Here is a 15,098-nt window from a genome sequence, read left to right on the forward strand (position 1 = left end):
TTTGTTGTTTAAATATGCATAATGAGAAGGGATTTTTGATCGAATTTAGAATTAATAATACAGAACTAAAAAGGGGGAATAAACAGTGCTTATGGCGATAAGCAAAGAAGGAAAAGTGATTCAGCTTGATCGAAAAACAAGTGAGTTAAGGCTAAACCAATTAAAGCTGGAAGCCCAGTTTTTTTGCCCGGAATGCGAGGAAGCGTTAATCCTAAAAGCAGGAAGCAAACGTATACCGCATTTTTCCCATAAGAGGAAAAGCGATTGTTTTGAAAGCTATGAGAGAGAAACAAAAAAACATTTAGACGGAAAGCAGTTATTGTATGAATGGTTAACGAATCAGGGATTAAGGCCCGATATGGAGAGCTATTATCACGAAATAAGGCAGCGAGCAGATTTAGGCTATACTCTCCACAATATAAAAAATGCGATTGAATATCAATGCTCGATTATTCCTGAAGAACTGTTGTTAAAAAGAAATCAATGTTATATCCAGGCAGGAATACGGCCGCTTTGGATTTTGTCAGATGACCATTATCATCGCAAGGGTTCACAAAAATTATCCTTATCTTCTTTTCAATATCTTTTTCTGCAAATTAATGCCTCTGGCCAAACGGTCATTCCCTTTTTCAGTCCTCAAACAAACACCTTTCTCCTAATACATCATCTAATGCCACTTACACCGAAATCCGCCTTAGGAAAATTATCTTTTAGAAGCCTGTCAAATATTCCTATTCACCAAATGTTACGAGGGTCAATTGAACCGATTCATTTTTCTCGGTGGCAAACGGAAATACGAAGGATGAAGACATATGCAAATATACAATTCGGACTTTTTCCACGCACTTTCCTTGATGAATTATATCAATCTTCTATTTACCCTGCATCATTGCCGCCGGAAATAGGCATTCCTGTCAAAAATGCATATTATATTGCCACATCGCCGATTCAATGGCAAACCTATTTATATCTTGATGTTTTCCGTTTTAGAAAGACTTTTTCACTTCATGAAATATATAATAGCTTTAAAAAAAGATGTCTCAATAAGCATATAAAACTAAGAGCACTGTCATTTGGTATAGAAGGAGGAGGGTTAGTAGCAGTTAGAGAGTATGTTGAAGTTTTAAGGAAGCTAAGGATCTTATCAACTTCTAATCATTTCGACTATTACCTTGAAAAACCTATTCAAATGGAAGACAATCTTCAACATTTGCTTGAGATTGAAAAAAATTTTTATCAACAGTATGGAGAGAAAATAATGAGAAATGCAATAAAATAATCAAATATTAATTTTGCGGAAATTGGTGAAACATATTAGTGAACAAAAATATTTGATTCATGTATCATAGAGGTAATCTCTTCCGGTTACCGGAATTTTAAAAAGGAGGATGTAATAGAATGTCAAATGAATCAACCGTAAAAAAACTACCAGCTAGAAGCGAGATTCCAGTAGAAGAAACATGGAATCTTGAGGATATTTTTGCAACTGATGATGATTGGAATAAAGAATTTGACGAAGTTAAAGCGTTGCTGCCTGGTGTTCAGGCGTTTAAGGGGAAGCTGGGAGAAAGTCCAGATTCACTATATGATGCCCTTCAATACCAGGATCAATTATTATCTAGACTTGTAAAATTATATACATACGCACATATGAGATATGATCAGGATACAACTAATTCTTTCTATCAAAGCATGGATGATAAGATAAAGGGACTATATTCTATGGCAGCAAGTGCGCTAGCATACATCGTTCCAGAGCTATTGGAAATTGAAGAGCAAACATTAAACAACTTTTTAACAGAGAAAGAGGAGTTGAAATTATATAAACATGCTTTAGAAGAAACAAATCTGCAGCGTCCGCATGTATTATCTGCTGATCAAGAGGCATTGCTTGCAAAGGCTTCTGAAGTAATGGATGCCTCAAGTAATACATTTGGCATGCTTAATAATGCCGATTTAGAATTTCCTACTATCCAAGATGAGAATGACGAGGAAGTAGAAATCACGCATGGGAGATTTATTAACTTTTTAGAAAGTGATGACCAGCGTGTACGCAGAGATGCATTTAAAGCAGTTTATGAAACGTATGGCAAGTTTCGCAATACGTTTGCAAGTACATTAAGTGGAAACGTGAAGAGAAATCATTTCAACGCTGAAGTTAGAAAATATGAGTCTGCACGTCATGCTGCTCTTTCAGCTAATCATATTCCAGAATCAGTATATGATAATTTAGTTAACACAATCAATGACAACCTCCATTTATTACATCGTTACGTCAAGCTGCGAAAAAAAGTGCTTGGTGTTGAAGAGCTTCACATGTATGATTTGTATACGCCGCTTGTGAAAGAAGTAAAAATGGATGTTCAGTATGACGAAGCAAAAAGCATGATTTTAGAAGGGTTAGCACCATTAGGGGATAACTATTTAACTGTGTTAAAAGAGGGCTTTGAAAACCGATGGGTTGACGTTCAAGAGAATAAAGGAAAAAGAAGCGGTGCCTATTCATCTGGTGCATATGGAACAAATCCCTATATTTTAATGAACTGGCAAAATAATGTAAATAACCTATTTACTTTAGCACATGAATTTGGCCATTCAGTCCACAGCTATTACACAAGAAAAACTCAGCCTTACCCATATGGGGATTATTCAATTTTTGTCGCTGAGGTGGCATCAACTTGTAATGAAGCATTATTAAATGATCATCTATTAAAAACAATCGATGATGACAAAAAGAGATTATTCCTTTTAAATCATTTCCTCGAAGGCTTTAGAGGTACGGTTTTCCGTCAGACGATGTTCGCAGAATTTGAACACCTAATTCATCAAAAAGTTCAAAGCAATGAAGCGTTAACAGCAGAGTCATTAACAGCAGCATATTATGATTTAAATAAAAAATATTTCGGCGAAGAAGATATCGTCATTGACGAGGAAATTGGACTGGAGTGGTCAAGGATTCCTCATTTCTACTATGATTACTATGTGTATCAGTATGCGACAGGCTATAGCGCAGCTACAGCATTAAGTAAGCAAATACTTGAAGAAGGGAAGCCGGCTGTTGAACGCTATATTGAATTCTTAAAATCCGGAAGCTCAGATTTCCCAATTGAAGTATTGAAAAAAGCAGGCGTCGATATGACTAGCACAAAGCCAATCGAAGACGCATGTAAAGTGTTTGAGGAAAAATTAAACGAAATGGAAGAGCTATTGACAACAGTGAAATAAATTCGAGGGCATCGGAATGTTTGAACGACATTCTGATGCTTTTCATATTTAGAACCCTCTAAATCTTTTTCGGTTATTTACGTAATAAATAATAATAAATATCGAAATAAATAATAGAGGAAGGGTAATAATAGGCGGGATTAATTGCATTAGTCCCAATATATTTAAAAAGAATGCAACCACAACAAATGTTAACATAATAAGAATAGGCATTTTTTTCATGGAGATTGTCAGTCCTTTTTTGATAGTTGCTATTAAATTTATGTTTATTGAAGGCAGTACATGCCTTTAATAAACACTAATTCATGAGAATTTGACAATTATGTGAAAAGATACACAAACTCTTGTCACGTTCTCTTCACCATGATATATTTATGTTGTGAAGTTAATCACAAACAAACATTTACCCCTTTGTTTGATCGTGAAAAATTTCTCCCATCCCCTTTGTTTGTATAATAATAAATGAAAAGCCATACGCCTCTTAGAGAGTGTATGGCTTTTTCCCTGTAAAAACTCCAGAAAAATTTAAACAGTGGCATCAGCCGAATAAAATCGGTTTCCGCAGAATAAAAGAAATTTTGCTCAAGCAGAAATCATGAAACTAAAAGCTCAAACAATTTGAAATAAAAAAGACTGATGGGTTCAACCCATCAGTCTTGATATCTCCAAAATGTACCATGCTTCGCCGGTACTTGTTCGGCCAGCTGCTTCAATTGCAGCTTTTTCATTTCACGATTTACTTCTTGTTCGCTCATATTATAGACAACGGAAATCTCTTTCGTTGCAACAAGCTTAAAGTGCTTTAAAAAATTTTCAATTGACGGAAGAGGTGCTCTCTCAGGTTTAAATGGCAGCATCTCTCCTAGAATTTGCTCATATACATCATATTGATAATAGCCGGTAATTTTTATACCTTCATCTTCTATATTTTCATTAAAGAAGACGAGAGTAGGAATTTCATCTACGTCCATCTCTGCAGTAATTTTCACATCGCACTGAAAAGCTTTTGCTGCACTTTCGGAATGGATGTCGGTGATAAATTCAACTACATCTAAACCGATAGCTTTAGCACATTCTTTCAAAACATCAAAATCTGAAACATTTTGCTTTTCTAGGAATAATACTTCCTGCAGCTTCCGTAAAAATCTGATCCCAGCTTTTCTGCCTTGTAGCTCAGCAGCTTTTATCGCAATCGATGCAAGATGCGGCGAAGAAACCGGATTGTCATACCATACTGTTCCATCACATGACATTCCTGAACGGCTACCGGTTTTTTCCCATTGCTCGACAAGCTGATCATAGCTTTGGCGTCTTCCCATATTTAATGATGTTAATTTACCACTCAGTACATGTTTGAGTGAGAAATAACGTCCATATTCCACTGAGAGCTTTTTAATGAGTGGTTCTAAACTCCAGCATTCAGGACAAAGAGGGTCGACGAACATATAGATTTCTAACGGCTTTTTTTCGCTGCCATGACAATGAGGTGATGTCGACTTTCTTTCGAATGATTCCTGATTATTCACTTGTTATCACCCTTCATTTCATCATTTTCAGGTGTGTTAACCATATGCTGTGCGGTTAGACCTAATCGTGCAAAAAAGTCCTCTCTGAAAGGTCCTTCTAACCCAATTTCATCCATAGCTTCGCTCATGCAAGTAAGCCAAGCTTTCGCTCTTGTCATTGTGATAGGAAAATGCATATGACGTGCTCTTAACATTGGATGACCATGCTCTTCGGTATACAAAGATGGCCCGCCTAAGTATTGAGTTAAAAATTGTTTTTGTTTCCGAGCAGTTTCAGTTAAATCGCTTGGGAAAATTGGGGCGAGATCAGGATGTTCTCCGACTCGGCTATAAAAAGCGTCAACTAGTTGATGCAATCTCTCTTCTCCCATTGCGTCGAACGGAGTATTGATTTTCTCGACCATTATGATAGAACCCCTTTATTATAATGTGGTAGTGGCCGGCTCAATAGTATATTAGCACTGTTTGCCACTGCTACTATAAATCATTCGTCTTTATATTTTTAAATCATCTGTATACATTTTATCAAGGCGTGCTTTATATCTCAAACAAATAGCTCCGTGACTCGAAATAAAGAGTTTCTCATGAACATAATGTACGCTAATTTAAACATTTATATCAATATTATAGTAAACAGGGGAGCTTGCTTAGGCGCCAAAAAAACCAACAATCTTTTTTGATTGTTGGTTTTCGGTAAAAGACAAACTTATTTTAAGTTTAAAAGTGCACGCATTGGAATTTCTGAGGATTATCGCTTGCTTCCTAAGCGGTTCCGAGCATCGAGCAGCTTCTTCGCTCCGGAGCCTTTTGTGTCTCGACTGTCTCGATTCTCCATTAGGAGTCGAGCTGACACCTCTTTCAAATCCAACTGAAAATATCGTTATTTTCACTATCAACACTCTGAAAGCAATAATCTTTCTGATTGCTGGTTTCCCGTTAAATGAAACTAGGCGAAATTTGCTTTCACTTTCTGAACATAATTTTTTGTTTCATTAAAGGGAGGAATGCCTCCATATTTATCTACATTGCCAGGTCCAGCGTTGTATGCCGCTAATGCAAGATCAACATTATTTTGATAGCGATCCAGCATCTGCCGTAAATATTTCGTACCGCCCATAATGTTTTGCTCAGGGTCAAAAACATTTGAAACACCCAACCCTTTGGCAGTTGCAGGCATTAACTGCATTAATCCTGCAGCACCTGCATAACTGACGGCGTTTGGATTAAAATTTGATTCTTGTTTAATGACAGATTGAATTAAATCGATAGGCACATTATACATTTCCGAAGCCTTTTCAATTAAAGATTGAAAATCCGTTCTCTGTCCTGATTGCTTTGATAGTTGAACTGGCAATATGCTCTGATACAAGGGTGCTACTTGCTGCTGTTCAACATTTAATGAAGCGATTGCTCCAAGGCCACCGATTGTCTCGGAGGACAAGCCATTGTTGCCTTGTTCGTTCATTATTTGTGTAAGAATATTGCCAAAGCCGCTATTATTGTATGTTGATGGAGATTGAAAGCTTTGTAAGTTTTGAATTTCTATCATTAATTTTAATTGTTCAACATTCATTTTTTAACCTCCATTAAAAGAGTCAATCGTTCAATAGCCGATATTTTTCTTTATAGAAACGCATAATTTTGTTATCTGTTTTTCTTATCGGTATATGTAATTCGTTTAAAAGGTTTTCAAAAGAAATTGAGCCTTTTTTCCTATCAGTCACTTCATACTCTAATTCAAAGTCTTCTTTATTTAAATAACAGCTGTGATCTAAAACAATTAGACCGTTTTTAAAATCGGTTTCAGCTCTTGTTGTTTGCAGAGCTCCGAAGTATTTTATTTCTAAAGGATTGATGCCCATATCCTTTAGAAGCTGTATGATGTTTATATTTTGTAGAGCACTGCCATGAAAAAGTTCCTCAGCTTCCTTGTCACTAATCACTTCATTGGTTTCGAGCAGTCCATCATGGTAAGGCTGTTTCAACGTAAGTTCAAACTTACCGTTCTTTTCTCGTATTCTTAGTGCGCTTTTAAGCTTTTTTAATGAGAAAGAAGGAGTATCAAAGTAATAGTTTTCTTGTGTGAAGAAATGTTCTTCTTTAAAATGAAAATAATCCTTTACTAGGAAATATTCCTCTTTTGTCAGCATATTTTTAAATTCAATTTCTATATTTTGCGGCATGATTTTTTCCTTTCTAATTTTCCTTTAACTATATTATTATGTAATTTCGCTTCTGCTGCAATCATCTTTGAGATTTCTCCTAATCCTATGGTAAAATAATACGGAGTATGGAGGTCGATAAAATGAATACTAAAATTAATGTAAACAAAGCAGAGTGGAATGAAGGAAAAAGGCAATTACATTTAATCATCGGCGATGAAATATCGTTAAGTGAACTAACCCCTAGGGAGCAAATGCTAGTTGATTCGGATCATTTATCCTTTATATACATAACAGAAAAAGATGAAGATTATTCATATATCATGCTGCCGGATTCCATTTGGCCGCAATTAAAGGTGGCCCTTGCTGAAAATGGTGATATATACTTGTCACAGCAAAACCAGATTCTTCAGCTTCCTTTATTCCAAGAGGAATTGGAATATTTAATCGAAAATATTAAAGGAAACAGCAATTATGGTGAAGAAATGGTAAATAAGGTCGAAGAAATCTTTAATTAAATGTCCTGCGCCTTGCGATTATTAAAGGAACAGAGACTAGGGGAAGCTTGTGCAGTGATTGCTTCTATACTAACATGTACCGTTTTATATATGATTGTAGGGCGCTTGCTATTTTATCGGAATGACTAGCTCTAGTGCCTTTTTTATGTAAAAGGAAAAAGAGCTTTTCTTTAAAAGGTGGTGCATGTATGAAACATTGGGATCAATTTTTAGGGCCATATAAGCAAGCGGTTGAGGAGCTAAAAGTTAAATTAAAAGGGATGAGAAGCCAATTTGAATTTGTACCTGACCATTCGCCAATTGAATTTGTAACCGGTAGAGTTAAGCCGATTGCCAGTATTTTAGATAAGGCAAATGAGAAGGGAATTCCGCTTGATAAGCTGGAATTTGAAATGCAGGATATTGCAGGGATTAGAATGATGTGTCAATTTGTTGATGACATAATGAAGGTGGTTGAGCTCCTGCGTATGAGAAACGACTTTGAGATTGTTGAGGAAAGAGATTATATTTCACATAAAAAAGCGAGCGGCTATCGCTCTTATCACGTCGTTATCTCCTATCCAGTTCAAACGATTAAAGGCGAAAAAAAAATACTTGCTGAAATTCAAATTAGAACGCTGGCTATGAATTTTTGGGCAACTGTTGAGCACTCATTAAATTATAAATATAAAGGACAGTTTCCTGAAGACATACAGATGCGTTTGCAAAGAGCTGCAGAGGCAGCTTTCAGACTGGATGAAGAAATGTCTTTAATCAAAGGCGAGATTCAGGAAGCTCAAGCATTCTTTTCTAGAAATAAGGAAATGCAGCAGAAGAATAAATCATAAGACGATTTATCGCAAATAAGCGGGCCGGTAAGCCCCTTGCTTTCACTTTATAAAAGAGGAGCTATGAAACAATGAGGTTTGCTATCACTTCAAAAGGAGATTCAAAATCGAATACACTCATGCATAAAATGAAATCTTATTTGCTCGATTTCAATTTAATCTATGATGACGAGCAGCCGGATATTGTTATTTCTGTTGGCGGCGACGGCACATTGTTATATGCGTTTCATCGGTATAGCAGCCGCCTTGATAAAACGGCGTTTGTAGGGGTGCATACGGGTCATTTAGGTTTTTATGCTGATTGGGTCCCTGAAGAAATTGAGAAGCTTGTTATCGCGATTGCAAAAACACCATTCCAGGTAGTCGAATATCCATTATTAGAAGTGATTGTCAGATACCAAAATGGTGGCCGGGAGACGAGATACTTAGCTTTGAATGAATCAACAGTTAAAGCAGTCAATGGTACTTTTGTGATGGACGTGGAAATCAGAGGCCAGCATTTCGAAAGATTTAGAGGAGATGGTCTTTGCTTATCTACACCTTCCGGTAGTACAGCTTATAATAAGGCGCTTGGAGGGGCTATTTTGCATCCGTCATTACCGGCTATTCAACTGGCAGAAATGGCGTCCATTAATAATAAAGTTTTTAGAACAGTAGGTTCGCCGCTCGTTTTGCCTGCTCATCATGCGTGCTTGCTAAAACCGGTTAATGAGCCTGATTTTAAAATAACGATTGATCATTTATCGCTTTTACACAAGGATGTAAAGTCGATACAATTCCGAGTTGCGGATGAAAAAATCCGATTTGCCCGATTCAGGCCATTTCCATTTTGGAAAAGAGTTCATGACTCATTTGTAGCCGATTAAATGAAGTAACCGAAACGAAACCATCAGTAGTAAACTGATGGTTTTATCATTATGTAAAGGAAGTAAAGAGATGACAGTATTTAAAATGAAATGGGTAATGTGTGAGGAGGATGCTGGGCTAACGATAAAAGCATTCTTAAAAGAGCATGACATTTCAAAAACTGCGTTGACGGATATAAAGTTTTCAGGCGGGTCCATTATCGTCAATAATAAGGAAGAAAATGTCCGATATATCTTGAAATCAGGTGATGTGTTGAAGGTCTATTTTCCTCAAGAAAAAAGAAGTGAAGGAATGATAGGGGAGAATATCCCTTTAAATATTGTTTATGAAGATGAATATGTACTAGTTGTCAATAAACCTGCAGGAATGAGTTCGATACCGTCAAGAGAACACCCTACAGGAAGTTTAGCAAATGCGATCATCGGTTATTTTGAAACAATCAAATTGGCAGCTACTGTCCATATTGTAACTAGACTCGATAAAGATACTTCTGGCCTCGTTTTAATCGCTAAGCATCGCCATGTTCATCATTTATTTAGTAAATTACAGCAGCAAAGTAGTGTCCAGAGGAAATATATTGCATTTGCAGAGGGGACATTATTGGATGACCAAGGAGTAATTGAAAAACCGATTGCAAGAATGCCGGACAGCATCATTCAACGCGAAGTAAACGCTGCAGGCAAATATGCTTGCACTCATTTTCTTGTATTGAAACGTACAGGGCTTTTTACTGTTGTCCAACTAAAGCTGGAAACAGGTAGAACCCATCAAATTAGAGTTCATCTTTCATCAATCGGCCATCCTTTAATAGGTGATGATCTGTATGGTGGATCATTAGAGCTTTTACAGAGACAGGCGCTTCATTGCAATCAACTGTCGTTTTATCATCCATTTTTAAAGAAATTAATTGAATTAAAACAATCATTACCTGAAGATATGGGCCAGTTGCTTCCATGAGCAAACTGGCCCTTGTTAAAATGATCGGAATTTCTCCTCAACATAGGGCATGCTGGACGGAACTGAGACAACTTCTAATTCAGGATACCGAAGCGCCGACAATTTATTTCCAAATACGGCTCCAGTATCGATATTAAAAGTTTTATTTATGATACGAACTTCCTTTACTGGTGTATGTCCGTATACAATGATAGCCTCTCCCTTATAATCCACTGCCCAATCAGCTCGAATAGGGGAGCCGTCTTCATGGGTTTTCCCATTGATATCTCCATAAAGTACAAAGGTTTTCACTTTTTTATTATTTAGACCGATTAACTCCTGTTTAATGCCTGCATGTGCTAAAATTAGTTGCCCATTATCCAACACATGATATAGCGGTGAGTTTTCATATAGCATAATAAAATCTTTGCGAACAGCTTGCTTTTGTTGATCATCTAATTTGGTGAATTCTTGTACTGTTGTCTCCAAGCCATGTGTAATTTGTACATTATTGCCGAGAAAATAGCGGTACAGTTTATTGCAATGGTTCCCTGGTACATAAAAAGCGAGCTCATTCTTTACAAGTCGACACACTAGTTGAAGCGTTTTTATTGAATGCGGTCCTCTGTCAGCAAGATCTCCAATAAAGGCTAATTTCCTGTTATCTTTGTGGACTGGATAGCCTTCTTTGGACCAGTCGTATCCTAATTCTATCGTCAGCTGCTTCAATTCATTATAGCAGCCGTGTATGTCTCCGATAATATCAAGCTTCATCGTCCTACACCTCTTTTTAATAGTTATTATCTCCACATTTACATACCAAATATGTTTAGGGAAATGATTATATAAGAAACTACTTTTTATTTGCATTATTATTCATCCTATGTTTTGATGTTAAATCTAAGCAAAAAATATGTATTGTGAAAAAGGAGTGAGATGATGGAAGGACACGGTGCTTCACTTACATCACTAATGATTGTAATTATTATTGCTTTTATTACGCCGATCGTATTGCATCGCCTTAAAATTAATTTTATTCCTGTGGTGGTAGCTGAAATCATCATGGGATTAATTATAGGTAAAAGCGGTTTTAACCTTGTACAGGAGGATATGTGGCTTGAGACGCTATCGACATTAGGGTTTATTTTCTTAATGTTTTTAAGCGGACTCGAAATTGATTTTACGGCATTTTCCTCAAAAAAGAAAAAAGAAGTGCTGCCAAATGGGAAGATGGAGCCTAACACATTTTTAGCAGCAACCATCGTTTTTCTGGGAATATTTATCGCTTCAGTTGGTTTATCCTATATTTTCGTACTTGCTGGATTTATAGACAACGTATTTTTAATGACATTAATTATTTCAACCATTTCGCTTGGGGTTGTCGTACCAACATTAAAAGAAGGCAAACTAATGAAATCTGCCATAGGTCAAATAATCTTACTAGTGGCGGTTATTGCTGATCTAGTCACGATGATCCTGCTGGCAGTGTTCGTCTCCTTAAATGATGGAGGGGAAGGAAATACTTGGCTCTTACTTGTATTATTTGCTGCTGGTGTGGTGCTTTACTTTGTAGGAAAGCGATTTAAAAACAGAAATTTTCTCGACGGCATGTCAACTGGAACTGTTCAAATTGGCACACGGGCAGTCTTTGCTTTAATTATTTTCCTTGTAGCATTATCTGAAAGCGTAGGAGCGGAAAATATTTTAGGCGCTTTCTTGGCGGGGGTGCTTGTCTCATTGCTTGCTCCAAATCAGGAGCTAGTGCATAAGCTTGATTCTTTTGGGTATGGTTTTCTCATTCCAATTTTCTTTGTGATGGTAGGAGTTGACCTTGATTTATGGGCTTTATTTGGTGATGTGAAGCTTTTATTATTCATTCCGCTATTGTTAATTGCACTATTATTGTCCAAATTGCTGCCTGTATTTTTCTTGAAGAGATGGTATAATACATCAACAGTAATGGCATCAGGCTTTCTGCTGACGTCAACATTATCTCTCGTAATCGCAGCAGCAACCATTGGTGAGAGGATGGGTGTGATTACTCCTGAAATGTCAGGAATTCTCATCCTTGTCGCAGTAATCACCAGTATTTTTACACCAATTGTATTTAAAAAACTAATGCCGAAGGAAGCTGCCAAAGAAAAACAGCTTAAGCTAGCTTTTGTTGGTGCGAATCAGCTTACTATGCCTGTATCAAAAGAACTGGAATCTGATTTGTACGATACTACTGTGTACCATACTTTCCAGGAAAAAGAAAACCAAATAACTGATTCAGTTTTTGAAATCGAGGAAATTGAGAATTTTTCACTTGAGTGCTTACAGAAGTCTGGAATTCTTGAATCAGATATTGCCGTTATCTCAACTGGACATGAAACTAAAAATATCGAATTAGCGATCGCCTTAAAACAAGAAGGGATTGAGAGGGTCATTTGCCGTATAGAAAGTCCATCTATGGAAGATAAATTAAAAGAGCATGAAATAGAGGCCTTTTCTTCAATACTGTCAACTAAAATGCTTCTCCGTGCATTAATTGAGACGCCTAGTGTAATCAATATTTTGGAGAATCAAGAAACGGCACTTTATGAAATTGAATTAAGGAATCGAAAATTTGAAGGGATGATTTTAAGGAGATTTCCTTTTACCGGAGACGTCATTTTCGTCAGGATTTTTCGCGGGAACGACTCGATTGTCCCTCATGGTGATACGGAATTATTATTAAAAGATCGTTTAATCGTGACAGGATCAAGAAAATACGTGGAAGAGTTAAAATGGGAGCTAGAACTAGGTGAATAAATAGTTTTGAATAACAGGACGGCTTTAATAGAGCCGTCTATTTTAATTTATGACGATACAGTTTTATTTTTCAGCTTTCTTTTTTCAACATTGTATTGTAAAATTAGCACTAGGTACTAATAACTTGTGTTAATAATGTTAGGGGGATATATAATGACGATATCACTTGAAGGAAAAACGTTTGTAGTAATGGGAGTAGCTAATAAGAGAAGTATTGCTTGGGGCATTGCGCGTTCGCTTTACGAGTCTGGCGCCAATTTGATTTTTACTTATGCCGGAGAACGTTTGGAGAAAAGTGTCCGCGATTTAGTTGAAACACTTGATGGTGTAAACCCGCTAGTCCTGCCATGTGATGTAACCAATGATGAAGATATTGCCAGCTGTTTCGCACAAATTAAAGAAGCTGCAGGTACGATACATGGTGTGGCACATTGTATCGCGTTCGCTAATAAGGAAGAGCTACAAGGGGAATACATGAATACAACAAGAGACGGATTCCTGCTTGCGCATAATATTAGCTCATATTCATTAACTGCTGTTGCTAAAGAAGCAAGAGGACTTATGACAGAGGGTGGAAGCATTGTTACACTTACTTATCTTGGCGGCGAGCGTGCGATTAAAAACTATAATGTAATGGGTGTAGCCAAAGCTTCACTTGATGCAAGTGTTAAGTACTTAGCAGCTGACCTTGGAAAAGACGGAATTAGAGTCAATTCAATTTCAGCAGGTCCGATTCGTACGCTATCAGCAAAAGGTATTGGCGAGTTTAACTCCATCCTTAAAGAGATAGAAGAAAATGCACCACTACAACGCACAACAACTCCTGAAGAAGTGGGAGATACAGCAGTGTTTCTATTCAGTCAGCTATCACGCGGCATAACAGGAGAAAATATTCATGTCGATTCAGGATATCATATTCGCTAAAAAAACTGACTCCAATATGGAAGTATCAGACTCAACAACGAGGTTGAATAAATAACAAGGCTGTCAACACTTCCATGACAGCCTGAGCCCCTTCAATGAATTGGAGGGGTTTTTTAATACTACCTTTTAGATTTTGCTAGAAAAATTGATATTCTAGCATGATCACTTTTAGTGGAAAAGTATGAGCTTAGCAGGCAATCTAAAATTGGCTATAGAGTGGGTGGTCTTTATTGAAATTTGTTATATTGTCCTAACTGATCATTATTAAAAATTCATCAAAAATTTAAGTGGATGATTAAAAGATGAGGGCCATTGGATAAACCCATTACGTATTAGAAGGTTAATGAAGGATGGATTGACCTTTTTCCTTTCGTCCAAGAATGATAGGGATAGACAATATATACCTCATGTTACATTTTATTTTAGTTATCTTCGACCAGATGAAGATAATCTATTTTCTCTTATTCAAGCTTCTCTTCCTACAAGTTAATTTTTACATCATCCCAACTAGAATGAGAAGGCTGCGATTCTACTATTTCCAGTACAAATAATTAGGAGAGTATTCATACATTAAGATAAAGTAATAAAATTTTAATGGATTGTTTCAATTTAATTTTCCTATGTTGAAAATAATTAAGGCGATTTTATTGGCTGTTTTAAACTTTTTTGTGATTAAAAAATGAACGCCCATTTTTTTAGAACATATAATGCATGTGTAAATAAAAAATGAAGGGTGTGTACGAAGGATGAACGTAAAAAATAAAAGGCAGCCGCTGCTTTATATTCATCAGCCTGATCTTTCATTTCCACAGACATCGATGCAAACGACATTTTCGAGTAAACAGGCAGTGGTTGAGGAAGAGGAAAAAGCAGCAGCACAATTAAATATAGATGAAATGGCAGAAAAAGCGGAAGCGAGTGCCATTGAAGAGATAGCAAAGGATGAAGTAATTGAAGAAAAGAAAGCAGAGGAAATCCAGAATAAAGCGGATTTAGCATCATATGGAACAGAGGCGAAAGTACAGGAAGTCATATCAGAATTTGAAAAAGTGCAAAACAACGAAAGAAAAGGGCTGCAAAGGATAAAAAAATTTAAAGAAATGAATAAATTAGAACGGATAGATTATTTACTTCATTTTCCTAAGCAGCTGCCTCCGGTTCCGTGTGTGTTTATAAGTGAAGGGGAAGAAGTCCGCGGATTTATTGTATCCTCTGAAAACGATGAAATAAAAGTGAGGACGCTTGATGGGAATATTCAAACAATTGATTTACAATTATTAAAAACAATAAAAATGATTGGTTTTAGGTAAATGACTCTTA

The 15,098-nt window shown here is 36.6% G+C and carries 15 protein-coding genes; 9 read left to right on the plus strand and 6 right to left on the minus strand.

Annotated elements, in window-relative coordinates:
• Positions 1-91: 91 nt before the first annotated feature.
• On the plus strand, positions 92-1,279 hold the full coding sequence (locus CWS20_RS14980; RefSeq protein ID WP_241504202.1) for a competence protein CoiA: 1,188 nt from the start codon (positions 92-94) through the stop codon (positions 1,277-1,279).
• Between the two features lie 119 nt (positions 1,280-1,398).
• Entirely contained in the window at positions 1,399-3,225 is a 1,827-nt protein-coding gene (gene pepF / locus CWS20_RS14985) for an oligoendopeptidase F (RefSeq protein ID WP_066196293.1), read from the plus strand.
• Positions 3,226-3,273: 48 nt separating this feature from the next.
• Here the strand turns inward: pepF and CWS20_RS29485 are convergent, their stop codons facing one another.
• The 5 genes from CWS20_RS29485 to CWS20_RS15005 form a co-directional block, all read right to left on the minus strand.
• Positions 3,274-3,447, minus strand: a complete 174-nt coding sequence (locus CWS20_RS29485; protein ID WP_488175130.1) for a hypothetical protein — start codon at positions 3,445-3,447, stop codon at positions 3,274-3,276.
• Positions 3,448-3,875: 428 nt separating this feature from the next.
• Positions 3,876-4,751 (minus strand): ClpXP adapter SpxH family protein, encoded by an 876-nt coding sequence (locus CWS20_RS14990; RefSeq protein ID WP_066196296.1) that lies wholly within the window; start codon positions 4,749-4,751, stop codon positions 3,876-3,878.
• The gene (locus CWS20_RS14995; protein ID WP_066196298.1) at positions 4,748-5,155 is read right to left on the minus strand and encodes a globin domain-containing protein; all 408 of its coding nucleotides are present in this window, start codon (positions 5,153-5,155) and stop codon (positions 4,748-4,750) included. Before CWS20_RS14995 ends, CWS20_RS14990 begins: the two co-directional genes overlap by 4 nt.
• Positions 5,156-5,697: 542 nt before the next feature.
• A complete protein-coding gene (locus tag CWS20_RS15000; protein ID WP_066196300.1) occupies positions 5,698-6,324 on the minus strand; it encodes a lytic transglycosylase domain-containing protein in 627 nt (208 codons plus the stop codon).
• A 22-nt stretch (positions 6,325-6,346) separates the two neighbouring features.
• Complete coding sequence (locus CWS20_RS15005) at positions 6,347-6,934, minus strand: CYTH domain-containing protein (RefSeq protein ID WP_066196302.1); 588 nt, start codon at positions 6,932-6,934, stop codon at positions 6,347-6,349.
• 122 nt (positions 6,935-7,056) lie between these two features.
• Between CWS20_RS15005 and CWS20_RS15010 the strand changes: the two genes are divergently transcribed.
• The 4 genes from CWS20_RS15010 (at position 7,057) to CWS20_RS15025 (ending at position 10,082) form a co-directional block, all read left to right on the plus strand.
• Complete coding sequence (locus tag CWS20_RS15010) at positions 7,057-7,431, plus strand: UPF0738 family protein (RefSeq protein WP_066196304.1); 375 nt, start codon at positions 7,057-7,059, stop codon at positions 7,429-7,431.
• A gap of 188 nt (positions 7,432-7,619) precedes the next feature.
• On the plus strand, positions 7,620-8,258 hold the full coding sequence (gene yjbM / locus CWS20_RS15015; RefSeq protein WP_066196308.1) for a GTP diphosphokinase: 639 nt from the start codon (positions 7,620-7,622) through the stop codon (positions 8,256-8,258).
• Positions 8,259-8,329: 71 nt separating this feature from the next.
• Complete coding sequence (locus CWS20_RS15020; RefSeq protein ID WP_066196310.1) at positions 8,330-9,124, plus strand: NAD kinase; 795 nt, start codon at positions 8,330-8,332, stop codon at positions 9,122-9,124.
• 70 nt (positions 9,125-9,194) lie between these two features.
• Positions 9,195-10,082 (plus strand): RluA family pseudouridine synthase, encoded by an 888-nt coding sequence (locus CWS20_RS15025; RefSeq protein ID WP_066196313.1) that lies wholly within the window; start codon positions 9,195-9,197, stop codon positions 10,080-10,082.
• Between the two features lie 15 nt (positions 10,083-10,097).
• Here CWS20_RS15025 and prpE read toward each other — a convergent pair whose 3' ends face one another.
• Positions 10,098-10,835, minus strand: coding sequence for a bis(5'-nucleosyl)-tetraphosphatase PrpE (gene prpE, locus CWS20_RS15030; RefSeq protein ID WP_066196316.1), 738 nt, complete (start codon positions 10,833-10,835; stop codon positions 10,098-10,100).
• A gap of 165 nt (positions 10,836-11,000) precedes the next feature.
• Between prpE and CWS20_RS15035 the strand changes: the two genes are divergently transcribed.
• The 3 genes from CWS20_RS15035 to CWS20_RS15045 all read left to right on the plus strand — a co-directional run bounded on the left by CWS20_RS15035 (position 11,001) and on the right by CWS20_RS15045 (position 15,088).
• A complete protein-coding gene (locus CWS20_RS15035) occupies positions 11,001-12,854 on the plus strand; it encodes a monovalent cation:proton antiporter family protein (protein WP_066196318.1) in 1,854 nt (617 codons plus the stop codon).
• Between the two features lie 153 nt (positions 12,855-13,007).
• On the plus strand, positions 13,008-13,778 hold the full coding sequence (gene fabI / locus CWS20_RS15040) for an enoyl-ACP reductase FabI (RefSeq protein ID WP_066196321.1): 771 nt from the start codon (positions 13,008-13,010) through the stop codon (positions 13,776-13,778).
• 746 nt (positions 13,779-14,524) lie between these two features.
• Positions 14,525-15,088: a CotO family spore coat protein gene (locus CWS20_RS15045; protein ID WP_066196323.1), complete on the plus strand. Its 564-nt coding sequence runs from the start codon at positions 14,525-14,527 to the stop codon at positions 15,086-15,088.
• Positions 15,089-15,098 lie beyond the last annotated feature (10 nt).

This window comes from Cytobacillus horneckiae (genome assembly GCF_002835735.1).
GTDB lineage: Bacteria > Bacillota > Bacilli > Bacillales > Cytobacillaceae > Cytobacillus > Cytobacillus horneckiae.